Genomic DNA, 26,088 nt, shown 5'->3' on the forward strand with positions numbered 1-26,088 from the left:
CTTTTCTGTTTCATTCAGACCTACAAGGAGGTCTTCGTACCTCAGACAACACCTCGCATGTCTGGATTTCTATTAAAATTCAGCTTCGGCTTCATCTTCAGCTTCATCTTCATCTTCAGCTTCATCTTCAGCTTCGAATTCGATTTCGTCTTCGATTTCAAGCGAAGCGCGTGCGCGCCCTATTTCTGATTATATCCAAAACGCCTCAACTGCCTTGCATCACTGCGCCAGTTCTTGTTTACTTTTACGTACAGTTCTAGGTGTACCTGCTTACCGAAGAATTTCTCAAGATCCTTTCTCGCTTCCACTCCTACTCTTTTAAGTGCCGACCCCTTGTGACCTATGATAATTCCTTTTTGCGTCTCGCGCTCTACCATAATAACGGAACGCATCCGGATGATAGTTTCTTCCTCAAAAAACTCCTCAGTATCAATCTCAACCGAATACGGAATTTCCTTTTTATAGTGCATCAGGATTTTCTCGCGTATAATTTCATTTACAAAGAAACGCTCTGGCTTATCCGTAAGTTGGTCTTTAGGGTAAAACGGTGGCGACTCGGGAATAAGCTCAATGATGCGATTAAAAACTTCAGTTACCCCAAAGTTCTCTAAAGCTGATATCGCAAACACCTCAGCATTTGGAACTTTAGTCGTCCACAAATCCATTGCTTCTTTGAGTAACTCTTCGTTTCCTTTGTCTATTTTATTGATGAGCAACAGCACAGGAATTTTGGCATTGCGTATTTTTTCAAAAAACGCTTCGTCTTTCAGTTCTTTCTCTCCCAATTCTACGAGGTACAAGAGCACATCTGCATCTTCAAAGGCACTTTTCACAAAGTCCATCATTGAGGCCTGTAGTTCGTAAGCCGGCTTGATGATTCCAGGTGTGTCGCTTAGCAATACCTGAAAGTCTTCTCCGTTTACTATTCCAAGAATACGGTGTCTTGTGGTTTGCGCTTTGGACGTGATAATGCTCAACCGCTCGCCCACAAAGGCGTTCATAAGCGTAGATTTCCCCACGTTCGGGTTTCCTATAATGTTTACAAATCCTGCTTTATGTGCCATGTCGTTTTCTTTGGTGCAAAGGTAGCAAATGCGTAAACTATGGTAGCGGTTCTCACTTAAAAATGAAGATACTGGTATTGGGTATAATTACGCTTTCGCGAAAGCGTAACCAACCGCCAAATCCTCCACTAAATTAATAGGCTTTTCCAAAGAAAATTTGCCGAAAATTAACGTCCTTTGTAGTTCAAAAACTTAAAACCAACGACTATGTCTTTTACAGACCTATACGATTCTGGCGAGCACAGTAAGAATGTGGCGCACTTTGCTTCTCTGGTTCATCTTGCTTCTTCAGACGGGGAACTCAATGAAGAGGAAATTGCCCTTTTAGAGCGTTTTAAACGCAAACTAGATATACGCGATTCAGAATACAAAGAGATTATAGAAAACCCAAAGATGTACCCAATAGACCCTCCTACGTCTAGTGAGCGCAGGCTGGAACGTCTTTTTAATCTTTTCCAGATTATCTATGCAGACCACCAGATAGACGAGGCTGAGCGTAAGTTGCTTAATCGCTATGCAAGAGGATTAGGCTACACGGATGAGGCGGCCGAAGTCATTATTAAGAAGTCAATTAAAATTTTTGGTGGAAATCTTGACTTTGAAGACTATCAATACTTAATCGTTAAATAAAACGATTTACCGTAAATATTTAGAAAGCACTTCTTAAGAGGTGCTTTTTTTATTGTCGGGGTTTATTGCGACCTCTGTCGTAGAGCACAATGCTCCCTGCGACTGCTACATTAAGGCTCATCTTAGACGGGAATTGCACGAGGTGGTGTGACTTCTCAATAGCTTTATTAGATAGCCCGTGGTCTTCGGCACCTAGGAGGTATACGCATCTTCTGGGATGGTTGAAATCTTCTAATGGCTCGGCTTTTTCATCCATCTCTACCCCTACGATTCTTGCGCCTTTGGGTAGGTGGGCATAAAAATCTTCAAAAGTGTTATAGTGAAAATAAGGCATTGCCTTTACAGCATTATGAGTATCACTTGCCTGTTTTGCGTAGCGGTTGCCTATGGTAAAAATAAAGCTTGCACCTAGATTTTGTGCACTACGCCAGAGTACGCCCAAATTTTCGGGTGTTTTACCATTCTGGATACCGATACCGAAGAATTCGTTTGAAAAGTTGTCTACTTGCATTGGGCAAAAATAGGAGTTTGTAAAAAAATGTTCATCTTGATGTGACCTTTTTCGCGAAAGCGTAACTAATACCACAAACCATCACAAAAACAATTCATTTGAATTCTAAAGAAACGCGATTTACAACCTTGATTAAGGACAATGAGGGAATGATTTTTAAAATCTCCCGAGCCTATTGCGATAATACGCAGGACCAGAAAGACCTGTATCAGGACATTGTATTCCAGTTATGGAAGGGTTTTGACAGCTTTCGCGGAGATTCAAAAGCGAGCACTTGGATGTATCGCGTGGCATTAAATACTGCCTTTTCTTTTCTACGCAAGGAGAAACGTAAAGGACACAAAGTACAAATGGATGACCTCCAGATTGCTTACGAGGCTCACGACCCAATACTGGAAGAGCGTATCAAAGAAATGTACAATCAGATACGCGCCTTAAGTGACGTAGAAAAGGGAATAATGCTCTTACTCCTAGAAGGAAAAAAGTACGAAGAAATCGCCGAAATCACCGGATTTACGCGAACCGCCATAGGCACAAGAATATCCCGCATCAAGGAAAAATTAAAAAAACAACTCGTAAAAAAATAAGACTATGGAACTGGAAGAAATGCAAATTGCCTGGTCACAAATGAGTAGCGAACTCGAAAAACAAAAACAACTCACAGACGAACTTATTATGAAAATGGCACAACAACAGTACACCTCAAAAATCAACAAAATACTACGCGCAGAGCGAGTGGGAGCGATCATATGCTTTGCGACTATCATTTATATTCTTGTGAACTTTACAAAGTTTCAATCCTGGCAATCACAAGCGAGCGCTGTCATACTTGTAATAACTTTATTTGTGATGTCTGTAGGATCCCTTTTTTTACTCAAGAAAATGAAGGCGATAAATCTACAGCAAGATAATCTGAGCACTACGATTAAAAAATTTTCTAAATACAAGAAGTACACCTCGCAGTTTCAAAGGGGAAGTATACTCGTAGGCTTTTTTGTACTGTTTGCGTCTTCGGCAGTGTTCTCTGTTTTATTTAGTGGGAAAGATATGTTCTTAGAAGTTGACCTCACAAAGATGATTATTCCTATGATTTTTGGACTCATCATTTTTGGTATAATTGCCTATTTAGGAAGCAGGTTTTACGGAAAATCTCTTAAAGAGGCGCAACTCATTATTGAAGACCTAGAGGACTAGTTTTTAGACTTAGGACGTTCAAAACAATTTACAAGCATCTCGTACAATTCGGGATGCTTTCTTTTAAACAAGTCTGGACGCTCAAAGAAATATTCTGAGGCTACGGCAAAAAACTCAGCTTGGTTTGTGGCGCCGTATTTTCTTATATCGCTCTCATCATTATTGATACGTTCCATCTCGCGGTGCATCAGTGACAGCCAGGGCTCAATATAGCGATGTTCTAATAGTCGTTCAGGAATACCATCAGTATCACCGTCTAATTTATCTAGTAAATGCACAAATTCGTGTACGGCAGTATTGCCTTTATCGGTAGCATTTGAAAAACCGTGGTATAATGCTTTGCGCGAAAGTATCATCTGGTTCTCAAACTGCCCTGTTCCTACCATCCCGGCAATACGCCGTTTAGGATCATCCTTATTAAAACCTAGATCTTCATTAAAGTGGCCCGGATAAATCAAAACCGTCTCCAGATTATCATATACCCAATCCCCAAAATTAAATATAGGAATCACCGCACTCGCCGAAACCAGCATCCTATCCTTATCCGTAAGTTCAAATTGTACGGCCTCGACATTAATTTCGGCGAGAAAAGCCATCATTCGGTTTTGAAAAATGACTTTATCCTTTTCATCGAGCTTTCGGTAAAAGAGGACTTCTTTCTCTAGTACGGGTTTCCATTGAGAAGGGAAATGTTTTTGAGGACGCTTTCGCGAAAGCTTAATAAAACCAAACACCATTAACCCCAAAAGTCCAATACCTAAAATAGAAAATACTATCATTTATTGTCTTGCATAAATTGAATAATCTCGTCGAAGCGATCGCTCCACCCAAAGATATATTGCGTAATCATAGGAACGTGCTTTTTATCCAAAATTATAGGCGCAACTCCCGGCTGAAATTCCTGCAAAGCCTCTGTAAAACGGTTGTTTGCCACCGTGATAGATTTGTACGTTTTACTGCTCAAATATATCATTACTGGCGGGGTCTTCTCATTTAGAAAATAGATGGGCGAAGCATCTTTCCACTTTTGTTCATCTGTCGTCCAGGTGGTTTTATAGTTGTTATACTCCTGCGGTGGGTTGCTCTGTAAGTAATGGTGCATATCCAGCCCAGCGCTGTCATTTAGAATGATACCTTTTATATCATCGGCGTAGATACCGTATTTAGGATTCAATACGGCAAGTGCGCCCAGATGTCCACCAGCGCTGTGTCCCGTGATGTAGATTTGTGATGGATCGCCTCCGTAATTGCTTGCATTTTCTTTTGTCCACAAGATAGCCTGTGCGATCTGTTGCGCCATCTCATCGTAACTCGCATTTGGGCTGAGTGTGTACCCAGGTAAAACTGCAAGTACGTCGTTCTTTGCAAAGTTGCGCCCTAGCCACCAGTAAATTTCTTTTTTGCCCTTGTTCCAATTTCCGCCGTGCACGTAGATAAGGACTGGAGAAGGTTTATTTTTTTTGCCATTTGGTTCATAAATATTTAATGTGGGAGCGGGTACTGATGTTCCGTCTAAGGATAGGACCTTATCTGTGCCCAGATAAGAAATATCCTTATGCTTTGTGCTCGCACAACTCGTAAAAAACAGCGCGATAAGCGCTGTATAAATTAAAATTCTCAATAGGTCTGTTTTAGATTATCTGTTCTCTTTCATTGCCTCAGTATAATCCTTGGCAAGATCGGTTTTTTGGGCTTCGGAAAATACTTTTCCTGCAAGTTGGAAAAAGGTATGCTCTTCATCTTCTAAATGGTGCTCTACCTTCTCACAAAGTTGTTTTGCGTAGGTAAGCCATGCTGGAGAATCCATATCGGTCTCATCTATTTTCTCAATAAGTTCATCCATCTCGTGATGCTCTGCAATACCGTGACGGGCGTGCTCCTGCATCATATCGTTATGTATGAGCGGACTGTAAAAATGTCTTTCCTCCGCATCGGCGTGTACTTGTAGTTCCTTTTTTAGGTCTTCCCACATTTGCTTGCGACCCTTGGAGTCTCCAGAGGTGCTGGTTACTAGTCGGCATAGCTCGCGTTGCTTGTCGTGGTCTTTTCTTATTGCTTCAAAAATGTTCATCATAATTGGTTTTTAGTTTATTTAAAAATACAGCTAGCACCAGCAAAAGGATGTTAATGAAAAACCAATTACAAAACCCTTAACCTTTTTTAGGGGCAGTTTCCTCTACTTTTACAAGGAACCAAAACCAATAATATGTCACTACTAACCATCATTTTAAATATTATTTTTCCACCACTAGGCGTAGCCGTCGAGAAGGGCGCGGGGAAAGATTTAATCATAAATATCATTCTTACCATTTTAGGATTCATCCCAGGTGTGATACACGCATTCTGGGTAACAAGTAAATAGAAAGTTTTTACGCTTTCGCGAAAATTTTAAAACTCACAACTTCTGCTCTTTGAACTGAAGTTGTGAGTTTTTGTTTCTGTATTCCACAAAAATTTTAATAGGTTTTCGAATTTTGAACAAATCCTTCTCCTGATGCAACCAGCTCTTGTATTTTTACGTAAGTTTTGACAGCTAACCTAATCACACTTACCTATGCGTCATTTGTACGCTTTATTGCTAATATTTCACATTTTCGCTTTAAGCGCACAAGAAGAAAAAGTACGCCCCTTTGACCTCGAAGCAGATTTGTTTTATGGCACTATCCTAGAGCATAACCCAGATATTTCTCATCTCATTACGGAGCATCCCACGGGATTAATGCTCGCCTACAACCGAAAAACGTATGGCTTTGAAGAGTGGGAACGACGATACAATTTTCCGGATGTGGGATACACTTTTGCTTATCAGGATATGAAGAATTTCCATCTGGGGGAAGTATATTCCGGATATGCGCACTACAATTTTTATTACTGGAAAAGGAGATTGCAATTCAGAATAGGACAAGGAATTGCGGTGGCGACAAAGCCTTACGACCGTGAGACCAATTTTATAAACAACGCCTACGGAACACGTGTGATGAGTAGCACGATGCTCAAATTTGGGTATAAGCAGAATAATATCTGGAAAGGTTTTGGTCTGCACGCAGGTGTTTCCATAATACATTACAGCAACGCAAACTTGCGTGCACCAAACAACTCCACAAACACCTGGGCTTTTACCGCCGGTATCAACTATTTTCCCGATTATGAGAAAATGCCCGACTACATCCCAATGGGCGAAAAAACCAAATACAGCGAGCCCTTGCATTATAACGTGGTGGCACGTTCTGGCGTAAACCAAAGCGACATAAACAACAGTGGTCGTTACGGCTTTTTACACCTCACAGGTTTTGTAGATAAACGCATCAATCACAAATCAACACTTGTGGGTGGAGTAGATGTTTTCTTTTCTAACTTTTTAAAAGAGTTGATACGCTACGAGTCTATAGCCTTGCCAGATAGTGGCGTCACGGGTGATGAAGATTGGAAACGTGCAGGAATTTATGTGGGTCACGAGTTGCATTTTGACGAGATGTCTTTTGTTTCAGAACTTGGCTATTATGTGTACTACCCCTTTGATTTTGAAGGACGGTTTTATAATCGGTTGGGGTTGAAACGGACTTTTGGTGATCATCTTTTTGGGGTTGTAACGGTTAGAGCGCACGGAGCGAAGGCTGAAGAAGTTGAATTTGGTGTGGGGTGGAGGTTTTAAAGCAATTAGAGAATTAGGGTAATTAGAAAATGAGATGATGAATCTGAGATTAAAAATATGTGTACTTGTTTTTTTGCTCCTAACTATTGTTTCCTGCAATACCGAAGACACCTTAACCTGCCTAAAAACCACAGGTGATGAAATTTCAGAAACCTACGACCTAGAATCCTTTGATAAGATTATTGTTTACGAGCGCATACAGCTCATCGTTAAGGATGCTCCCGAAGTAAGTGTGCGATTAGAAACGGGAGAGAATTTGCTGGAAGATATGGAGGTTTTTGTGGAGGATGGTGTGCTCAATGTGCGCAACAATGGAGCGTGTAATCTCTTTCGTGATTATGATTATTCTAAGGTATATGTAAGCGCTCCAAACCTTACAGAAATAAGAAATAGTAGTGGATTTACCGTTTTAAGCGATGGCGTAATCGGTTGGGAGAATCTGGCACTTATTTCTGACGACTTGATAGAAGAAGACTTTTTCCATAAGGACGGAGACTTTAGGATGACCCTAGACTCAGAAAGTGTACTCATACAATGCAATGGACTTTCCAATTATTTTCTGGACGGAAGTATTGAAAATCTAGATATTAATCTTTTAGAAGGTGACAGCCGTTTACCGTTAGAAGACCTTATTGTTCAAAATGTGATCGTTAATCATACAGGAACAAACGACATTATCATTGCACCCTTACAATCCATTACTGGCGAACTCAGAAGCACCGGGAATTTAATTTTAAAGAACACTCCACCTGTAGTTGAGGTGGACGAGCTGTTTACTGGGAGGGTTATTTTTGATTGAAACCCCAGCTCTTTTCTTTTGAAGAACATTTTCATTGTACGTACTTATCTGTAGTATTGTTCCGCCAATTTTCATTTTCCCCGCCCTGAAGGGAGTGAAAATTGGCTCAACTGAGAAAAAAGTCATCCACCACGACGGATTGGGAAAATTTTTTTCGGTTTTAAATATGTTCATCACAAATAATTTAACCGTTTAAGAAAATAGCTGAGGATGGATGTTGACAATTTCTAATGAGATTATCAGTCTAAGGTGGTTGTCCCGATAGCTATCGGGAGATTTTAATTTTCGCGAAAGCGAAAACTAAAAATTGTATCAAAACCTCTGATTTTGAAAAGACACCACAACACATCACAGGTGCGGAATTAATTCCGCACCTGTGATGTGTAAAATAATGTGATTTTAAGAAACCTTTCTCCTATAATACGCCAGCAAATCCTCTGCACTCGCACCAAACCATTTACGCACATAAATACTCCAGAAGTAATATTGTAATTTCCAAACGCCGTTCTCATCGTAGCGTCTTGCACTGGTGGTAAGCCATTCCTGAATGACTACAAACTTACGTCTTGCGTAGAGTTTATTAATAAGGTCATTATCCTCATAAATAATGTAGCGTTCGTCAAAGGTGCCGAGCTCTTCAAAAAGTACTTTAGTAATAAACTGGCTCTGATCGCCACCGCGACAGGCCCGCCATCTAAATTGGGTAAGCCACCCAGCCAGTCGTAACCACCAATGGTTTGAGTCAAATTTCATCTTAAAACAACCTGCTGGATTCCCAGCAACTACCTGCTCGATGATGTATTTGTCAAAGTTTTTTGGCGGATAAGAATCTGCGTGAAGGAAATATAGAATGTCGCCTGTGGCTTGGTGTGCTCCAGCATTCATTTGGACGGCACGACCTTTATTAGACGCAATAGATTGTACAACAATGTCGCTTCGGTTGAGGAAGAAGCTTACTTTATCCGTCGTGTTATCTGAGCTTCCACCGTCTACGACTATGATTTCGGCAAAGTTTGCTTTCGCGAAAGCGGAATCACACAAATGTTGCAACAACGAGGATATCGTTTCTGCTTCATTAAGTACTGGAATTACTACCGAAATACGGTGTTTCATAAAATAAGCAACCTAGGTTAGACAAACATACGCAAAAACCAAAGGGCTAGTTTTGTATACACTACTGTTTATTAAGTCCCCAATCGTATTCCTTGAAGGTCACCGGGGCGTCTAAACGCGCTTTGGTATCTGAATACGTGTTCACATAAGGAATTAAACTCTCATTCCCGTTAATGTAAAAATCCTTGGTATAAAATTTAAAGATGGAGGAAAGCTCGGCTTTGTCCTCAGTAATCGTGTTTTTGTCGCAATTTATAAATTCTGTTGTGGCTTTATCTAACTGTTCATTTATTTTCCCAGCCGTGTATGCTTCCCGCAATAATGGCGGACAAGAAATGGAAGCGCAATTGATAGCAAAATGAATACGCGGTTCATTCATCTTGCGCAGGATTCCATTCTCAATCCCGCCTAGAGAGAGTTCGCGATTGCCCACTTTTGCACGGCCTTTTGTCCACGGTCCATCTATATCTTTTATGCTTTTTACATTGGGGTTATCTAAAATTAAGTCTATAGTCACCGCGTTGTAGAGGTTTATATAGTAGGCGAGTAACTCCTGCACGCTCCAGTCATTATTGGGATCTAACTCGGCAAGTTGGTTTAAATATCCTTCCAAGAGTGTTCTATCTTCCGTAAATCCGTCATAATCTACCAATCCTTGTGCATTCACGTGCTTTTTCAGCAAACTGTCAAACTGCGAGTGGTCTACATTTACTGCCGAATTTGCGGTGGTTGAAGTAAGCGGTTGTGTAACCTCTTTAGTGGGTTGTCCTTGTGAGATGATCCCGCCGGCAGAGAGGACGGCGCAACTTTGGACCGTATAAGTGATGAGTAGAATTGAAAAGAATCGTAGTATATTTTTCATTATGGTCATATTGATTGGGCTAAATATAGGGTACGCTTTCGCGAAAGCGGACTCCCTTAACGTCACCTTAAGCTAGTTTTAGGAAAACATTACTGATCGTTAAGCGCCCAATTATAATCCATATACCGCACCTTAGCATTTGTCGAAATTTTTGTCTCAGAATATTTATTGAGATAATCAATAACAGAACCGCTTGTTTTAAAATCCTTAGCAAACCAGTCAAAGATTTTAGAAATCTCAACGCGGTCTGTGGTGATAGTATTCCGTTTTGGGTCGTTTATAAACTTTGAGGCAAGGCTCTTGAGTTGGCTATTAACCTTCTCCGCCGTAAAAGCTTCGTTGAGCAACGGCGGACAAGAAAAAGAAGCACAATTGATTCCAAAATGAATTCTCGGGTCGCCCATTTTCCTCAAGATTTGATGCTCAATCTCATCCAAATTGTAATACTTCTCACCCAATTTCCAAAACCGTTGCTTCCAAGGGTCTTTAATATCCTTAATACTCTCTAATGGCTGATGACGAAGGATTAAATCTATCGTCATTGCATTGTAGGCATTCATCCAGTATGCGAGTTTTTCGTTTCTAGACCAATCTTCAGTAGGCATATTTTCACCCAAAGAGGTAATATAAGCTCGTAGCGTGGACCAATTTCTTTTTATCGCATCATAATTTACATTCCCCGCTTTAGATACATTTTGCACGAGAATTTTATTGAAATTACTGTGGTCAAAGGTTGTACGAACTTCCACAATCTCATCCAAGTACTGATTACTATCGTCTATAATCTCTGGAGTTTCTGGAGCAGGCACCACTTCAATAACTTCTGGTAACTCCACACAATCTTCTTTTGGAGTTTGGGGAGTTTCTATACTATCAGACTCTTGTACATCTGGCGTGGTTCCGGATCCGTTTTGAGGTACGGTTACGACTGTTTGTGTAACAATCTCTGGAGATTGGGGTGCGGGCGATGTTCTTTTAGAGCTTCCGCAGGAAGCTATTATAATCGCAACTAGTAAATAAATTGTGTTTCTCATATAATATTAAAGGCAAAAATGATTCCGCTTTAGTAAAAGCGTATAAAAGCTAATTTCTCGCTGAGTAAGATTACTCCTTCTTTTCAGACATAGGATAGGTAACCTGACCCACAAAATCCTTCGGAAAATTCTCATCTCCTTCAAAGCCCAGTTCGATATCACGACCATCGTGAGGCACGTGGCTCGTTCCAAAAATATAATCCCAAAGACTAAGCGTAAGTCCAAAATTCACTCCATATCTATGATCCTCTGGCAATTCCTTAGAATGGTGCCAGATGTGCATTTTTGGGTTATTGAAAATATATTTAAACGGCCCATAATCCCAACCAATGTTAGCGTGATTCAAATGCCCAACAGTGAGTGCTGTAAAATGAATAATTGCCACATATGACAAATCAAAACCTCCTATTATCGCAATTGGAATATATAATAATGACTTATAAACGATAGGCTCTACCCAATGATAGCGCATCTGCGCCGCAAAGGCCATTTCTTTAGTCGAGTGATGCACTTTATGAAAATTCCACAAAAACGGAACTCGGTGCAAGAGTCTATGCGTATTCCACTGCACGAAATCTGAAATGAGAAAGAATATCAACAGCCCGGCACCAAAAGGCAGCGTATCTACATCAAAAAGTTGAAGATCTTGTAATTCTAAACCTATCAATCCCAAAACGTCATCAAAGAATAACGCCGCTGTATTTGTCAAAGCAATAAAAACGATCAAGTTGAGCAGAAAGAAATTGAAAAACATATAGAATGTATCCATCCAGAAATCTTTCCTAAAGATTTTCTGATTTTTACGCCACGGAAAAGCTATCTCCAGTGCCCATACCACCAGCGAGACGATAATCAAGCCCCAGAAATAGTTGTCCCAATCGTTTTGGAAAAATATCTCGCGCTTAAAATATCCCCAGTAGTTGGAGTAAGATTGTAGTATGTTATCCCAGTATTTGTTCATATTTCTGGCATCCCCACGAAGGCGGGAATCTCATATCCATATTCGTTGCTTGACCTGCGAGGTTTCGCCGGAGGCAACCTTGTAGGTCTATTTCAACAAAACGCGTTCTAATTTAAGAACAATTGTTCATCTCATTCAGACCTACTAGGAGGTCTTCGTACCTCAGACAACACCTCGCAGGTCGGTGGCTTTCACTTCTTCCTAACAACACCCACCCCCATCGTAGTGGTAGGTAGATTCACTTATAAAAATATCGTTACGTCCAAGATCTGCAAGGGCTCCGGCCGTTTTATCACAAATTGCGAGTGGTTGGTTTTTATCCAGTACGTGTCCTTTCTTATCATCAAAGTAAGACTCAGATCCATAATAGATCGCTGCTTTTCCAGTAAAGACACAAGGTCCATCTTCTGGCATCGGATCTTTAATCGCGGCAATCTCAATAGACTCTATGTAAATAAGTTCATCTGTAGGATAATCTGCAGGACTTAAAATACGGTAAGGCTTACGTGCTCTAATTTCTATCGTCCCAAAACCTACATCTGTAAGTGCTTTTACATATTCTTTAATAGGTAAACTTCCCGAAAGGCAAAGTGCACGTAGTCTATCATCGTTGCGCAATGCGTCGTTCATTTCTTGCTCGCAGGTAGGATCGCTCATTACGAGTCTACCACCAGGTTTTAGTACGCGGTACATCTCTTCGATAGCACGTTTTAAATCTTCAGCTTTAAAGATGTTGAATAAGCAGTTCTGCGCAGCTACATCTATAGAATTATCCTCAACAGGTAAGTTGAGTGCGTCTCCTTTTTTAAGGTCTACAAAGTCGCTTTTAAACCAAGGGTTCAATTCCTCTGCTTCTTTAAAGTTTTTGCGAGAAGCCTCTAGCATTTCATCTACCACATCTACACCTACAACACCGCCTTTCGTACGGTTAAAGTAAGAGAATTGCAGTAATTCCATACCGCCACCTACGCCTACATAGAGGATTTTTGGGTTGTTTGTTAAGTCACGAGCATTTACGGTGCTTCCGCATCCGTAGTTCATCTCCTGCATTATTTGTGGAATTTTTAAGCCTGGTAATTCCCATACAGGGTTTGTGGTACAGCAAAGTCCTACATCTGGCGTGAGTGCAGCTTCTTTATATAAATCGTTGGTTGCTTCTAAGTAGCTCATAGAAAATCTCTTTTTGTCATTTCCGCGAAGGCGGAAATCTCATAGTATATGCTTTTTTATTTTTACGCTTTTTCAAGACGTCTTCAGCGTTTCGCGAAAGCGTAGTCTAAAGTGTTTTAATTAATTCTGTAAATAGGGTAATCATAACAGGCTCTGCTTTGCCAGCCATTTCTATAATTTCTGGAATATTTACAGGTTCTAGGTTATCTGGGTCGCATTCATCGGTCAGAACTGACACGGCCACCACGGGAAGTTTTAAGTGATTTGCCACAATGATTTCTGGCACCGTACTCATTCCTACAGCATCTGCTCCTATGATTTTTAAATAGCGATACTCGGCGCGCGTTTCGAGTTGCGGTCCAACGACTGAAGCATAGACACCTTCATGTAACTTGATATTATTTTCTTTGGCAATCTCGCGTAGCTTTTGGTTCATCGCTTTATCATACGGCGCACTCATGTCTACAAAACGCTCTCCCATCTGCTCGACGCCTTTAAAGGCGAGTGGTGATCCACCTTGCAAGTTAATGTGGTCGTCTATAAGCATCAATTCGCCCTTCTTAAAGTCAAGATTAATCGCACCCGAAGCATTAGAAACCAGCAATTTTTTAATTCCCAAAGCGTGCATCACGCGCACCGGATACGTGACATCTGTAAGCGAGTAACCTTCATATACGTGGAAACGTCCCTCCATCACAACCACTTTTTTTCCTTCTAAAGTCCCGTATATGAGTTTTCCGGTGTGAAACTCTACCGTAGCTGTGGGGAAATTTGGGATGTGATTGTAGCTTACGGTTTTTATGATATCAACCTTGTCAAGTAACTGGCCAAGACCCGTTCCTAGAATGATGCCGATTTCTGGTGCGTCAAAACCTTTGTCTTTCAGGTAATCGGCAGTTTGATTTATGAATTGTTGCATAGTATTTTTTTCAATTTTAAATATAAAGTTTTTCCCCTACTTTAAATAATGTGCAAACTCTGGATAGGGCTTCAAATCTTCGGCAAAGTCGATATCGTTTAGGGTTTCTAGAGTTGCTACTTCGTAGCTTTGCAGATCTTTCGTCGTCGCTTCAAAAACCGTTTCCCCACCCCATTCTTTGTTGTAAAAAACGTCTTTTACAAGTTTATTCATCCCCAGCAAATAATATCCGCCATCTTGCGCGGGACCTATAACCACATCATTAGTATCGAGTGCCATAAAGGCTTGTTCGATATGTTTTGGTCGCAAGTCAAATAAATCACTTCCCACGATGAGGACTTTCTCGTAGCCGTCTGAGTACGCTTTCGCGAAAGCGTTATGCATACGAACCCCTAAATCGTCACCTTCTTGTTGAAACTTTTCAAAACGCGCACCGTCCCAAATATCATTTTCCCGCACCAAGACTGAGTAGCCTACACGTCGTGTACAATCTACTTGCGCAACCACATCACGAGTATGCTTGAGTAATGTCTTGTAAATTTCAAGCGCATTTTCCTGACCGACGCCTTGTGCAAGTCTGGTTTTGACTTTGCCCAGTTCGGGGTTGCGGGTAAAGATGAGGAGCAGGTTTTTATTTTGCATTCTGTTCCTTTTTCTTAAAATCTTTATATAAATAGAACTGACTTACAAATAAAACTGCGTGAGATAACATTGTGAGATATGCACCTTGATTAGTTTTCCAACTAAAGTCTGACCATTGAAAAACACCGATAATATCGATGATTAAAAACAAGGCAAAAAGGCAAGCTAAGATGAGAAATATGGTTGATTTTTTCATTTCATTTTTTATTATTCCAACTATCAGCTTTCTTGATGGCGATGAACATCCCGATGTTTGCCACAATTATAAGCGAACTTGAAAGGTAGTCCTTCCAGTCTGACGTTTCATTCGTAAGATGATAGGCCAGAAGACCGAAACCTCCGATGATGAGAATTGTAAATATGATAGGTATGTATTTGTTCATTTAATATACTTTTTTGCCAGTTTTCAGGTATTTCCCCCAGACTTTAGAATACACGTGCACGCTGTCAGTCACTTTTCCTTGTGCATTTACCACGTCGTAACCCTCGTCTTTCCACGCAAAAATACTTCCGTAAAGGTTTTGGACATCGGTGTAACCCAATTTTTTAAGCTTCTCCCCAAAATCCTCTGAGCGTATTCCCACGGAACAATAGACGACAATTGGTTTGCTTTTATCCGCTTTCGCGAAAGAATATATGCTATCATTTACCTTTTCTGAAACCCAAATGGCATTGGGAATATGGCTCACCTCATACTCTTCTTTTTTTCGAGTATCGAGAATGAGATAGTTCTCTGCGCCCATCTTGAGCTCCTGCACGGAGATGTAGGGAACAGACCGCGTGTTGTATTGTTTGAGCAACACATCGATATCGGTCTGTCCTATCGCTGTGGCGAAGGAGAGTAGAAGTAATATGCTTAAATAAATTTTCACTTTATATAATTTAATCTTGTTCATTCAGACCTACAAGGAGGTTTTTGTGCCAAAAACAACACCTCGCAGGTCGAAATAGCAACTTCGATTTCGAGTTCAAGTTCGATTTCTCATAGCTTCACCCCAAACCCTTGTAATCCACTTTCAAAGGGTGGCAAAATCTCCGTGTTATCCCAAATCCCCGTTAGGATGGTTCGAGCATACTCTTCGGGCAATACCCCGTTATGCATCAACTCGCTCGTGAGCTTATGATTATAGGCAAAGGTATGATGCTTATAATGAAATACCCCATCGCTATCATCTAGAATAGCATACCAGACTTCTGTGTTCCCATCATTGGCCGGCATCCCGATGACGCCGGGATTGAGCCATAGTTTGTCATCTTGCTCCGTTGCAAAAGGTAAGCCACAATGTCCGCCAATGATCACATCACTATCGGTAGCCTCAAAATTGGGCACTTTCACCTGCCAGGGCGTCGATTTAAATATAAATTCTGACACATTAAAGTACGAACCGTGTACAACCGTCACTTTCTTTCCTGCATACGTAAACTGGATATGGTCTGGCAAGTGGCTCATTACTTCAAGAGAATTTTTGCTCAGTTTGCTTTGCGCGTAAGGATACCACAGTTGGCTAAACCCATCACAGCGCGAGCCTTCTCTAAAATCACAGCCACAATCTTCGGCGCCCTCCCGCAGTTGGATTTCTACGTTGCCAGCGATACTTTGTGCACCCCAGATTTTAAAGAGCTGTACCGTTTCTTCGGGTTGAGCGCAATAGCCCACGATATCTCCGGTACAGATGCAATTTTCGGAAGGGATTCCGTGCTTTTCGGCGATGGATTTTAGGGTTTCCAGCGCCTGCAAATTGCTGTACACTCCTCCAAAGAGTAGGACTTTTCGCGAAAGCGTACCTAAATCGATTATTTTTTTACTCATATAAATTATACTGTTCTCAGAGTCAATCTGATAGTAATATGTTTTGCCCAACAGCTATTCTTATTTAACCTGTTCATTTTTTTCATTGCCAAAAAAACGAACCAAAAAAGGCTAGGCTGAACCGACCTTTACTAAAAATTTCCCTCGTTTCGGCGCAAACTAAAGGCGTAGTATTTTTCAAATCAAATTCTCTATTTATTTAGATTATTTCATATTCATTAGAATAGTTAGGCTGGCGCTAGTTTGCTTAACCCTACACTCACATCATTTTTTACGTAAAGTTCGCTTAGGCCATCTTCAACCATCTGATTTTTTACTGTTTATCCATACCGGTATCAAATATAAAAGGATGCACGCCCCGATGCCCCAGACGTTTGTCCAGAGTAAGTCGGCATATTTTCCTGTGGTAAAAATGAGCGACGAGGGTAGTACGTTAAAAACGAGTACGAATCCAAAAACAATCCCATTAATCACACTCAAATAAAAGCTGATTTTTGGTGCTGGCTTTCGCCAAAATAAAAACACCGGAGTAAGCCCAATCACCATCGTTCCCGAAATGGTCGTGGCGCTCAGTATTTCTGCGTTTAGGAACACGGGAATAGTTCCCAAAACCGCAATAACCGCCATTGACAATCGACCGAAAGATAAGTTCTTTCCTAAATTCAAATCCACCGAAAGCAATTTTGAAAATGAAGAAAAGGTACTGTCCAACGTAGAGGCCGCCGAGGTAATCATAATAAAGTTAATGACCAGTAAAATAACCACTCCAAACGCTTTACCAACTTCCACCGCTGCCTGCCCTTCCATTCCTTGTGATTGCGCATACACTCCGATGATTGAAAAAAGCACAATAGAAAATGCGCCTAAAACAGAGGCAAGGAGGAAACTGCGTAGGGTGATTTTTGGCGAACTCAAAAAAGCTCTATCCGTTAACACTGGGTCGTGAAAAGGATACGAAAACGACTGAATGAGCGCCGCAAAAAGCAAATTCAGTCCCAAGTCAAAACTCCACGTTCCAGAAGTCAGTGCTTCTTTGATCGTAAAATCATCCACCGAAAATATGCTCCACAGAATCACACAAAGCAAAATGGCAAAAAGCCCCATCTGGATGACATCTGTAAATATGGAGCTGCTCAACCCACCTTTAAGAGCATAGGCAAGCGTTAAAATGGTAAAAACAAGAATCGCCCAATAATACGGTGCACTCCCCATTTCACCAAAATAGGAACCAATGACCATCGTGTTGCTCCACACCTCATTAAATAATCTAATAGCTATGAGAATGGAAAAAAGTTGCATAGCCCCTTTCCCAAAACGACTGCTTAAAAAATGATGAATGCTTTCGAATCCGCCCTTTTTACGCATTTGGTAAATAACTATTCCAGCCACTGCAAATGAAAGGTAATATCCAGCATACGCCACACCGCCTACAATACCAAAACTCAGTCCTAGATTAGCCGCGTTTGTAATACTCTTTGCAAATATCCACGAAATGATGAGACTTCCCGTGAGCATAAAAGCGCTGGGCGCTTTCTTGCGATGAGTTGCTTTAAAAAAGGCATCGGGAGTTTTGGCAAGTGGAGACAGGAAAAACAGCCCCAAACTTGAGGCGATTAGTAATATCCATTGCCAGATGGTTACGTCCATATATTATCCGCGAAGGCGGATATCTCATCACGCCTTTATTAATTGTTATTTCTACATCGGAGGTTTCGATACAATTTTTAGTTTTCGCTTTGGCGAAAATTAAAAATCTCCCGATAGCTATCGGGACAACCACCTTAGATAGTTAGTTTTATTTCAACTCTGTCGGCACATCTCCCTGACTCCCTCTTCGAAGAGGGACACTGTTGCGGATATTTTTTTTGCAAAGCAAAAAAACAACGTCTGAGTGTTCCCCTCTTTGAAGAGGGGCTAGGGGAGATGTTCGCAACAGTGATCATTTTAATTGTTATTTTCATTCCGGAGGTTTCGATACTTTTTCTATTCCGCTATCGCTTCATAGAAAACACTCAACCACCTTAGATAGTTAGTTTTATTTCTCACATCTCACATCTAAAATCTCACGTCTATTCCACATCCCACCAAACTCTCACATTCAGACTATTCCCATCAGTTGCGTTAAAGGCAGTTTGATAATTATCTGCATTCAGTGCTTCTTCTTCAGAAGGATAGGGCATACGGACGGGAATCAATCCTTCGTTCAGGCTTGCCTGTACATTCATAAATTCAGGAAAACCCGTGCGACGATACTCTACCCAACCTTCATAACCGTTAATGATGTTTGCAATCCATTTTTGGGTGATGATTTGCTCCAGCGGACTGCTATCTGGATTATTAAATGATGCGTTTCCATCCAGATAGCCATCTGGCATATCAGTTTGCCAGTAGTCAAAGGCTTGTGCTACGCCAGTTTCATAAAGTCCTTCGGCATCTGCAGTAATCAAACCTCTCTGTGCGGCCTCAGCAAGAGCAAAAGTCGTTTCCCAAGCGGTCATAAAATTGGCATCCAGCACCGATGTATCTTCTCTAAACGCCGTTCCAGCTAGCGATAAATCGCCCAACACCGCAGCAGACGAAGTGGCATCAATCCCATTAATTAATCCGTCAAATTCCCCTGTACTTGTCGCTGGACGGAAGAAGGTGCTCAATCTTGCGTCGTCTAAATCGACCAAGATATTTTCCATTGTTTCTGAAAGCACAAAATTGTTAAAATCACCCACGCGCAATTGTGCCAAACGGAAACTATTGGGCTCCGTGTTTGAGAAATTGAAAACAGCATTTTGACTATTGTCCGTAATGTAGTTTCCTTCATTAAAAATAGCTTGCAACTCGGCACCTACGTCTATTCTATCCGAAATACGGAGCAGGTGTTTGATTTTAAGGCTGTTTGCAAAACGCACCCAGTTGTCAAGATTTCCGTTAAAAAGAATGTCTCCTTCCAGCGCAATTACATCATCGTACGTTTCGATAGCCTCAATCCCTTTGTTCAGATTGTCCAGAATTCCACCTTCGGCAAGGTAAATATCTTCCTGTGCATCATAGGCCGGAGTAACCGTTCCATTAATTCCATTAAAAGCTTCTGAGTAAGGTACATCACCAAACAAATCGGTAAGTCCTGCGCTCATATAGGCTTTTAAAATCAAGGCCGGGCCTTCATAAACGGCAAACGTTTCACTTTCCTGAGAACGGTTTAAAATGATTTCGTTGTCCCGTAAATTAGTATAAAAAATGGGCCAGGGATTTCCGCCCAACTGTGGCGACTTCAAGGCGTGACGGTCAAAGAGGTTAAAATCCAACGCCGTACGGTGTTGGGACAACAAGTCTCCCGCCACAAAGCCTTCGTAGCTCATCTGCTCGCCAAAATCATAAATCACCTGCCGTAACAACAAACTGGGTTGCACACTCACAGGGTCGTTAGGATTGGTATTGATTTCTTCAAAATCATTGGAGCAACTGCTCAGTATGAGCAAGAAAATACAACTTAAAAAGGGTGTCATTTGTTTCATAATTATCTTGTTCGTTCAGACCTACAAGGTTCCCGCCTACGGCGGGGAAACCTCGCAGGTCGAGATTTGTTATTTCATTCAACTTGGCTAAACATCTCCCTGACTCCCTCTTCAAAGAGGGACACTGTTGCGATTTCAGTTTTGCGTAGCAAAACATTCTTCCGAGTGTTCCCCTCTTCCAAGAGGGGCTAGGGGAGATGTTCGCGATGTTTTATTATTTTTGTTTACGCTTTCGCGAAAGCGTAATCCAATCATTTTTAAGTCCTAAATCGTACATCAGATGGCGCCAGCCGTCCGGTTCTACGTCATTTTCGATTTCGATTTCAACTTCAATTTCGATTTCAAAAGTTAAACCCTGCCTTAAACCCAAAACTTCTCGTCGTCGCATAACTCAAATCCTCCACGCCACTCACAAACCCTTGACCTTGTACGGCCAATTGTTCTGGGTCAAAATGTGGGTTTTCGGTAATGGCAAAAAGGTTACGACCTATGATGGACAAGTCCACATCTACACCTTCCTTTAAGCCGATGAATCCTTCCTTGAGTTTAAAAGAATAGCCCACCGAAAACTGACGCAACTTTAAAAATGAGGCGTCATATATATTGTTCTCTTCGTGATTACGGTCGTAAAACTGACGGTAATAGCTCTCTGCACTCACGGCGGTTGTGTTCGGCACAAAGACTGGATTTTCCGCCGTTCCCGTATTGACTACACCCTGGGCAATAATTCCCTCTTCTGGGCGGAAAGCGGTTTCGGCGAGTTGCCCTCCTACGTTTCCTAGAGCTCTGGTTCTAGAGACGATTTCGCCTCCCTGACGCCAGTCCAGAAGGAAGGATGCGCTCCACTGTTTAAAGCGAAATTCATTGTTCCAGCCCAGATTAAAATCTGCGGTGTAGTTTCCTAGTTTTTGGAGATTATTATCAGCTATAAAACGACCATTTTCATCTATGATAAAGTCGCCATTGTCATTTTTAAGATAGCCCGTTCCGTAAAAATCGCCTATCTCGCCACCTTCTTCTACTTGGAAGAAAACAGTTTGGTTTGCACTGTCATAAATGCGTGAGAAGGCCAATGTAAGTCGTCCGTCAGATTGTGGCAAACTTTCTACCACAGACTTATTTGTACTAAAATTAAAAGTCGTATTCCAGCGGAAGTTGTCATTTATAATTGGCGTTATCCCAGCAATAACCTCAATACCAGAAGTCCTGACCTCGCCACCATTAACCACCTGCTGATTAAAGCCTGAGGAAATCGCAATAGGGAGCGAGATAATCTGGTCTTTGGTAAGCGCATTGTAGTAGGTAAAATCTACATTCAGTCTATCTTTAAAGAAACGTACATCTGCACCCACCTCGTAGGATGTGGTTTGCTCAGGACGAAGATTAGCATTTGGTATAAAATTCTGGGCGCTAAAAGTGGGTTGCCCCTCAAAAGGTGTTTGCGAGATAAACGCACCAGAAGTTTGGTACGGGTTTGTGTCGTTACCCACTTGGGCTACGCTTGCGCGAAATTGTAAGTAACTCACCGCCTCTGGCAAAGCAAAAACCTCAGACCCAATAAAGCTCACACTCGCCGAAGGATAGAAAAAGGAAACATTATCTGCCGAAAATGGTGTCGCTAGCGAACTCGACCAATCGTTTCTTCCCGTTACATCGAGAAAGAGGAAATTTTTATAACCCAATTTTGCAATCCCGTAAAAGGAATTAATACGTCTCTCGGACTCAAATTGAAATGCCTCAATAGGCGAGGCCGCGTTGTTCAGGTTAAAAATCCCAGGTTGTGCAAGATTGGTGGTTTGCACTTGTTTGGTAGAAGCTACTTGGCTCAGTCTGTTTCCGCCAAGGCTTGCATTTAATGAGAAGTTGCCAAAGTCATTTTTATAGTTCAGTAGGAAATCGGTGTTTATTTCTCTGAAGAATACATCGTGTTCGGCATAGCCTCCGTTTTGGAAACGGTTTGAGCTAAAGTTTCTGAGGAACTGTCGGCGCTCGTTGCTGTAATCCATCCCGGTGCGTATGGTCAGGTCAAGATTTCGCGCAAGCGTTTGTGTAAGTGCTACATTACCAAAAACACGGTCGCGATTAAACGAGTTTCTGTTTTCTTGCAGAATAAAAAATGGGTTGTCAAAAAACGTGTAGTTAAAGGAATACTGTTGCACGCCCTCAAGTCCCGGTTGCCAGTAATCGCGAAGGCTGTCTATATTTAACGAGCGTGGTCCCCAAGCCACGAGCGAGTAATTTACATTCTCGCTCCCGTAACCGTTAGACGGGCGGTTGTCACTTCCTGCATTTACATAGCTGATGCTCGCACGAATTTTCGTTTTGTCCGTCGGTCGAAAGTTGAGTTTGGTCGCAATGGTCTGTCTGTCGAGATTTACACCCGGAATGATGGACTCACTACGCAGGTCAGTAAAGGAAAAACGGTAATCGCCTTTGTCAAAGCCATTGGCCACCGATACATTATTTATGGTCGTGATTCCAGTTTGATAAAAATCTTTGAGGTTGTCCGGATTGGAACGGAATTCCGTCGGAGTGATGGGCAATCCTGAATAGAGCGCCGTATCTCCACCACGCACAATCGTACCATCGGGCAAAGTCACCGGACTATCAAACTGCGGAATCAAAATCCCCGCATCCAGCCGTGGTCCCCAAGAGTAGGTAATATTATCTGAAATTCCGCCGCCGAGACCATCTACATATTCAAACACACCGCCTTGCCCTTGCCCAAATTCATTTTGGAAATCGGGAAGCTGGAAAGCACTGTCAAAGAATATGGAGGAGTTTATACTGATGCCGAGGCCTTTTGTGTTTTTACCGTCTTTGGTTTCGATCACGATAACCCCATTAGAAGCGCGCGTTCCATAGAGTGCGGCCGCACTAGGACCTTTTAGAACAGACACCGAAGCAATATCATCTGGATTGACCTCCATTGCGCCATTCCCAAAATCTACTTCCTGAAAACCCGCGGCCGCCTCGTTTGTAAAATTGAAGACTGTATTGTTATTGATAGGAACTCCATCCACTACAAAAAGCGGATTGTTATTAGAGAAGGAAGCCTCACCACGTATGCTTATGCGAGATGATGAGCCTACGCCAGTAGCACCCTGTGTAATGGTAACTCCGGCTAATTTTCCAGCAAGGTTGTCCAGAAAATTGACGTTTTTCACTTCGTCTATATCTTCAGATTTTATCGTTTGGACGGTGTATCCTAGTTCGCGAGTATTTCGTTTTACGCCCAAAGCGGTTACTACCACCTCGTCCAGTCCTTCCTGTGAAGCTTGTAGCGCAACATCTATCTGTGTCTGATTGCCTACAGTTATTTCCTGAGCGGTAAAACCTAGTCCAGAAAATCGCAATACGCTCGTGGCGTTTGGCACCTCGATACTATAAAAGCCATTTTCTGCAGTGACGGTTCCTTGTGTTGAGCCTGTAAGAATGACATTAATAAACGGGATGGTCGTTCCATCATCTGCGCTGGTGACCGTTCCCGTAATGGTAGTCTGTGCGCACAAACTCGCCGTAAAAAGCAAGAGTATGCCTATGTAAAAGTGTTTCATTGGTGAATGTTCGTTTGTAAAAAATAGCAATAGACAACACACCGAGATGGCGTCGTCAAAAAAATCAACTACAAGCGAACTGCGGGGAGCCTTTATTGAAATGTGCTTTCGTAAGCGATTCAAAAAAGCGTTCAAAAGAAGAAAGAGCAAGAACAAGCGTTCGGCTCAGGATATTTTTTAGGATTTGATATAAGCACGGGGAAAGTGTTGCTTTTTTCTGGGCAACCACCGCCACATCTGCAAGGGTATCTATATCTGATAATGTGGGTAATAATTGCGGATTGAAGGAATTCCGCTTTCGCGAAAGCGTACTCATAATCACTTCACTCAGCTGTGCCGACTGCCACGGTAAGTTTTTAAATTGCTCAGGGCGAAAATGGCTCCTGCGCAGTCCCATCAGGTAAAATCCACCGTCCGTACTGGGTCCGAGCACCAGTGCCGAAGTCTCCAACTGTGCCACCGCCGAAAGAATATGACCCGCCGAAAGATGTGGCGTGTCGTTCCCAATGGCAATGACATTTTCAAAACCTTGCGCATACACCTGCGAGAGCGCGTGCGTTAACCTATCTCCAAAGGAATCCCCCACCTGCTCCTTCTCCGAAAAATGAAAATACGGAAGCCCCGTATCTTCTACAGTCTCAATCGTTTGTCTATTAAGCTCCTCAAAAAGCGCCACAGACTGTCTGAAAGACTTGCGTTGTGCATCCTTCTGAGCGCTCTGGGCGAAGATGAGTATGGCGGTTTTTTTAGTTATGAGTTCAAAGTTATGAGTTCAAAGTTATGAGTTATGAGTTCGGAGTTATGAGTTGCGAGAAAATACTCTGAACTCATAACGCTACACTCTTAACTTGTTAGGCCACCGTCCCCTGACAACTACTCCCCGCGCCAGCGGTACAGCCGTAGCAGTGTTGAGAGATGACGATGTTTCTGCCTTCCAGCAGGTCTTCGTTATATTCTGATATGTGCTGGGACTTGCCGTTTACGGGAAGTTCTAGCATCTGGTTAAAATCACAGTCAAATAAATAACCGTCCCAGCTTATGGAAAGGGTATTTGTACACATTACATTTTGAACAGCCATCGGGTTGTATGCCTCAACGAGCTGATACATATAATCCTCATAATTTTCAGAAGCGATAAGGTAATCCAGAAAACGAGCGATGGGCAGGTTTGTAATCGCAAACAGATTATGAAACTGAATGCCAAAATCTTCCATCAGCGCCTTTTTAAAGTCTTTTTCCATACTGGCTTGGTCGCCTGGAAGAAAAGCTCCTGATGGGTTATAGACTAAATCGAGTCTCAGATCACTATCTGGCAAACCATAACCACGTTCATTTAGTTCTTGAAGCGCTTTTATAGATTTATCAAAAACTCCATCACCACGTTGCTTGTCTGTTTTTCCGCGTGTCCAGTGGGGCATTGAGGAAATGACGTGAACGTTGTGCTCTTTGAAAAAATCTGGGAGATCGTAGTATTTTTTGTTGGCTCTTATAATAGTCAAGTTAGAGCGCACGATAAAATCTTTGATACCCGCTTTACTCGCTTCTTTTACAAAACGGCGAAAATTAGGGTTCATTTCTGGAGCTCCGCCTGTCAAATCCAGCGTGTGAGCGCCCGTGTTACGTATTACTTCCAGACATTGCTCCATCGTCTCCCACGTCATAATCTCCTTACGGTCCGGTCCAGCATCTACGTGGCAGTGGTCGCACACCTGATTGCACATATACCCGACGTTTATCTGGAGGATTTCAAGCTTTTTGGCTTTGAGCGGGAATTGTCCCGTTTCTCTTATTTTCTTTGCAAAAGTGGGAAGTTCGCCATTAGCAAAAATACCGTTGGATAGAACCTCCAACTGCTTGTTTGCTTGTGCTAGTTCGTTTCCTTCTTTCTTAAGTGATTTTGTTGCTGACATTCAAAAATTTTTATTGTCATTTCCGCGAAGGCGGAAATCTCATCCACACATAGCAGTTTGTACTACCTTTCCTGTGTTTCTTTTTTTCTTCAAAAGTATTTGACTTTAAGTATGCTTTCGCGAAACGCTGAAGACGTCTTAAAAAAGCGTAAGACTACCCATCCAACTTATTTACTTTATTCATCATCATTACCCCGTGCACTAAGGTTGCCCCACTTTTTATAGCGGCACCTACGTGTACAGCTTCCATCATTTCTTCCTTTGTAATTCCTTTCTGGAGACCGTCTTTTGTGTATGCGTCTATGCAATACGGACACTGCTCTGTGTGAGCCACAGCAAGAGCAATGAGGGATTTCTCACGTGCTGTGAGCGCGCCTTCTTCAAAGACTTTTCCGTAATAATCAAAGAATTTTGTTCCCAGTTCCTCACTCCACTCGGTAATCTTGCCGAATTTTCTGAGGTCTTTTGGATCGTAATATTGGTCTGCCATAACTTTTAATGTGTGTACGCACGAATATACCCTTAATCGTAAGTTCTTACAATTACTTACGAGAAAAATGAAATTTGGGTTTGGTTATTTCTTGATTTTAGGAGATTGAGAAAAGTTTACATTTTTTTAAACAAAGTTGTTGTTAGATTTCAGAAAGGTTTTATATTTGCATCCGCTTACGCGAGGTACCTTAGCTCAGTTGGTAGAGCAACGGACTGAAAATCCGTGTGTCCCTGGTTCGATTCCTGGAGGTACCACATT

General features: G+C 41.9%; 28 protein-coding genes and 1 tRNA gene. 7 read left to right on the top strand and 22 right to left on the bottom strand.

The genetic code is table 11. The features are described 5' to 3' along the window. Positions 1 to 179: 179 nt before the first annotated feature. Positions 180 to 1,064 carry a GTPase Era gene (era, locus tag EAX61_RS04455; protein WP_121916472.1) on the bottom strand — a complete coding sequence of 295 codons (885 nt, stop codon included), beginning with the start codon at positions 1,062 to 1,064 and terminating at the stop codon, positions 180 to 182. Positions 1,065 to 1,271: 207 nt separating this feature from the next. On the opposite strand from era, the gene EAX61_RS04460 reads away from it, so the two are divergent. Beyond that, positions 1,272 to 1,694 (top strand): tellurite resistance TerB family protein, encoded by a 423-nt coding sequence (locus EAX61_RS04460; protein ID WP_121916473.1) that lies wholly within the window; start codon positions 1,272 to 1,274, stop codon positions 1,692 to 1,694. A 49-nt stretch (positions 1,695 to 1,743) separates the two neighbouring features. On the opposite strand, the gene EAX61_RS04465 is transcribed toward EAX61_RS04460, so the two are convergent. Beyond that, positions 1,744 to 2,205 (bottom strand): RNA methyltransferase, encoded by a 462-nt coding sequence (locus EAX61_RS04465; RefSeq protein WP_121916474.1) that lies wholly within the window; start codon positions 2,203 to 2,205, stop codon positions 1,744 to 1,746. 98 nt (positions 2,206 to 2,303) lie between these two features. On the opposite strand from EAX61_RS04465, the gene EAX61_RS04470 reads away from it, so the two are divergent. Then, positions 2,304 to 2,792: an RNA polymerase sigma factor gene (locus tag EAX61_RS04470; protein ID WP_236641979.1), complete on the top strand. Its 489-nt coding sequence runs from the start codon at positions 2,304 to 2,306 to the stop codon at positions 2,790 to 2,792. Between the two features lie 4 nt (positions 2,793 to 2,796). Beyond that, complete coding sequence (locus tag EAX61_RS04475; protein ID WP_121916476.1) at positions 2,797 to 3,399, top strand: hypothetical protein; 603 nt, start codon at positions 2,797 to 2,799, stop codon at positions 3,397 to 3,399. On the opposite strand, the gene EAX61_RS04480 is transcribed toward EAX61_RS04475, so the two are convergent. The 3 genes from EAX61_RS04480 to EAX61_RS04490 are packed head-to-tail and all read right to left on the bottom strand — an operon-like array spanning position 3,396 to position 5,470. Continuing rightward, entirely contained in the window at positions 3,396 to 4,178 is a 783-nt protein-coding gene (locus EAX61_RS04480; RefSeq protein ID WP_121916477.1) for a M90 family metallopeptidase, read from the bottom strand. The two genes, EAX61_RS04475 and EAX61_RS04480, sit on opposite strands and share 4 nt — an antisense overlap. Further along, positions 4,175 to 5,020, bottom strand: coding sequence for an alpha/beta hydrolase (locus tag EAX61_RS04485; protein WP_121916478.1), 846 nt, complete (start codon positions 5,018 to 5,020; stop codon positions 4,175 to 4,177). Before EAX61_RS04485 ends, EAX61_RS04480 begins: the two co-directional genes overlap by 4 nt. 15 nt (positions 5,021 to 5,035) lie before the next feature. Next, positions 5,036 to 5,470, bottom strand: a complete 435-nt coding sequence (locus tag EAX61_RS04490) for a hemerythrin domain-containing protein (RefSeq protein WP_121916479.1) — start codon at positions 5,468 to 5,470, stop codon at positions 5,036 to 5,038. A gap of 135 nt (positions 5,471 to 5,605) precedes the next feature. Between EAX61_RS04490 and EAX61_RS04495 the strand changes: the two genes are divergently transcribed. The 3 genes from EAX61_RS04495 to EAX61_RS04505 all read left to right on the top strand — a co-directional run bounded on the left by EAX61_RS04495 (position 5,606) and on the right by EAX61_RS04505 (position 7,850). Continuing rightward, positions 5,606 to 5,761 carry a YqaE/Pmp3 family membrane protein gene (locus EAX61_RS04495; RefSeq protein ID WP_121916480.1) on the top strand — a complete coding sequence of 52 codons (156 nt, stop codon included), beginning with the start codon at positions 5,606 to 5,608 and terminating at the stop codon, positions 5,759 to 5,761. Between the two features lie 192 nt (positions 5,762 to 5,953). Then, positions 5,954 to 7,051, top strand: a complete 1,098-nt coding sequence (locus tag EAX61_RS04500) for an acyloxyacyl hydrolase (RefSeq protein WP_121916481.1) — start codon at positions 5,954 to 5,956, stop codon at positions 7,049 to 7,051. Positions 7,052 to 7,124: 73 nt separating this feature from the next. Further along, entirely contained in the window at positions 7,125 to 7,850 is a 726-nt protein-coding gene (locus EAX61_RS04505; RefSeq protein ID WP_236641980.1) for a head GIN domain-containing protein, read from the top strand. A gap of 399 nt (positions 7,851 to 8,249) precedes the next feature. On the opposite strand, the gene EAX61_RS04510 is transcribed toward EAX61_RS04505, so the two are convergent. The 17 genes from EAX61_RS04510 to EAX61_RS04590 form a co-directional block, all read right to left on the bottom strand. Further along, positions 8,250 to 8,963 carry a TIGR04283 family arsenosugar biosynthesis glycosyltransferase gene (locus EAX61_RS04510; protein ID WP_121916483.1) on the bottom strand — a complete coding sequence of 238 codons (714 nt, stop codon included), beginning with the start codon at positions 8,961 to 8,963 and terminating at the stop codon, positions 8,250 to 8,252. 61 nt (positions 8,964 to 9,024) lie between these two features. Continuing rightward, a complete protein-coding gene (locus EAX61_RS04515) occupies positions 9,025 to 9,825 on the bottom strand; it encodes a DUF547 domain-containing protein (RefSeq protein WP_121916595.1) in 801 nt (266 codons plus the stop codon). An 89-nt stretch (positions 9,826 to 9,914) separates the two neighbouring features. Beyond that, positions 9,915 to 10,859 (bottom strand): DUF547 domain-containing protein, encoded by a 945-nt coding sequence (locus tag EAX61_RS04520; RefSeq protein WP_121916484.1) that lies wholly within the window; start codon positions 10,857 to 10,859, stop codon positions 9,915 to 9,917. A gap of 70 nt (positions 10,860 to 10,929) precedes the next feature. Beyond that, positions 10,930 to 11,820, bottom strand: a complete 891-nt coding sequence (locus EAX61_RS04525; protein WP_121916485.1) for a sterol desaturase family protein — start codon at positions 11,818 to 11,820, stop codon at positions 10,930 to 10,932. Positions 11,821 to 12,021: 201 nt separating this feature from the next. Next, positions 12,022 to 12,990: an arsenosugar biosynthesis arsenite methyltransferase ArsM gene (gene arsM / locus EAX61_RS04530; RefSeq protein ID WP_121916486.1), complete on the bottom strand. Its 969-nt coding sequence runs from the start codon at positions 12,988 to 12,990 to the stop codon at positions 12,022 to 12,024. Between the two features lie 106 nt (positions 12,991 to 13,096). Beyond that, on the bottom strand, positions 13,097 to 13,909 hold the full coding sequence (locus EAX61_RS04535) for a purine-nucleoside phosphorylase (protein ID WP_121916487.1): 813 nt from the start codon (positions 13,907 to 13,909) through the stop codon (positions 13,097 to 13,099). Between the two features lie 36 nt (positions 13,910 to 13,945). Further along, positions 13,946 to 14,551, bottom strand: a complete 606-nt coding sequence (locus EAX61_RS04540; protein WP_121916488.1) for a TIGR04282 family arsenosugar biosynthesis glycosyltransferase — start codon at positions 14,549 to 14,551, stop codon at positions 13,946 to 13,948. Further along, entirely contained in the window at positions 14,541 to 14,747 is a 207-nt protein-coding gene (locus EAX61_RS04545; protein WP_121916489.1) for a hypothetical protein, read from the bottom strand. The genes EAX61_RS04540 and EAX61_RS04545 overlap by 11 nt, the downstream gene beginning before the upstream one ends. 1 nt (position 14,748) lies before the next feature. Next, a complete protein-coding gene (locus EAX61_RS04550; RefSeq protein ID WP_121916490.1) occupies positions 14,749 to 14,934 on the bottom strand; it encodes a hypothetical protein in 186 nt (61 codons plus the stop codon). Next, complete coding sequence (locus EAX61_RS04555; RefSeq protein WP_236641981.1) at positions 14,935 to 15,423, bottom strand: rhodanese-like domain-containing protein; 489 nt, start codon at positions 15,421 to 15,423, stop codon at positions 14,935 to 14,937. A 110-nt stretch (positions 15,424 to 15,533) separates the two neighbouring features. Next, positions 15,534 to 16,361, bottom strand: a complete 828-nt coding sequence (locus tag EAX61_RS04560; RefSeq protein WP_121916596.1) for a metallophosphoesterase family protein — start codon at positions 16,359 to 16,361, stop codon at positions 15,534 to 15,536. 297 nt (positions 16,362 to 16,658) lie between these two features. After that, a complete protein-coding gene (locus EAX61_RS04565) occupies positions 16,659 to 18,008 on the bottom strand; it encodes a sodium:solute symporter family transporter (RefSeq protein WP_121916492.1) in 1,350 nt (449 codons plus the stop codon). A gap of 422 nt (positions 18,009 to 18,430) precedes the next feature. Further along, positions 18,431 to 19,870 carry a SusD/RagB family nutrient-binding outer membrane lipoprotein gene (locus EAX61_RS04570; protein ID WP_236641982.1) on the bottom strand — a complete coding sequence of 480 codons (1,440 nt, stop codon included), beginning with the start codon at positions 19,868 to 19,870 and terminating at the stop codon, positions 18,431 to 18,433. A 341-nt stretch (positions 19,871 to 20,211) separates the two neighbouring features. Further along, the gene (locus EAX61_RS04575; RefSeq protein WP_121916493.1) at positions 20,212 to 23,427 is read right to left on the bottom strand and encodes a SusC/RagA family TonB-linked outer membrane protein; all 3,216 of its coding nucleotides are present in this window, start codon (positions 23,425 to 23,427) and stop codon (positions 20,212 to 20,214) included. 64 nt (positions 23,428 to 23,491) lie between these two features. Beyond that, a complete protein-coding gene (locus EAX61_RS04580) occupies positions 23,492 to 24,103 on the bottom strand; it encodes a TIGR04282 family arsenosugar biosynthesis glycosyltransferase (RefSeq protein ID WP_161555191.1) in 612 nt (203 codons plus the stop codon). A gap of 175 nt (positions 24,104 to 24,278) precedes the next feature. Beyond that, positions 24,279 to 25,337: an arsenosugar biosynthesis radical SAM (seleno)protein ArsS gene (gene arsS / locus EAX61_RS04585; RefSeq protein WP_121916495.1), complete on the bottom strand. Its 1,059-nt coding sequence runs from the start codon at positions 25,335 to 25,337 to the stop codon at positions 24,279 to 24,281. A 154-nt stretch (positions 25,338 to 25,491) separates the two neighbouring features. Continuing rightward, positions 25,492 to 25,827, bottom strand: coding sequence for an arsenosugar biosynthesis-associated peroxidase-like protein (locus EAX61_RS04590; RefSeq protein WP_013750118.1), 336 nt, complete (start codon positions 25,825 to 25,827; stop codon positions 25,492 to 25,494). Between the two features lie 184 nt (positions 25,828 to 26,011). On the opposite strand from EAX61_RS04590, the gene EAX61_RS04595 reads away from it, so the two are divergent. Next, positions 26,012 to 26,084 (top strand) — tRNA-Phe (locus EAX61_RS04595). Positions 26,085 to 26,088: the final 4 nt, after the last annotated feature.

The organism is Dokdonia sinensis (genome assembly GCF_003688895.1).
Lineage (GTDB): Bacteria > Bacteroidota > Bacteroidia > Flavobacteriales > Flavobacteriaceae > Dokdonia > Dokdonia sinensis.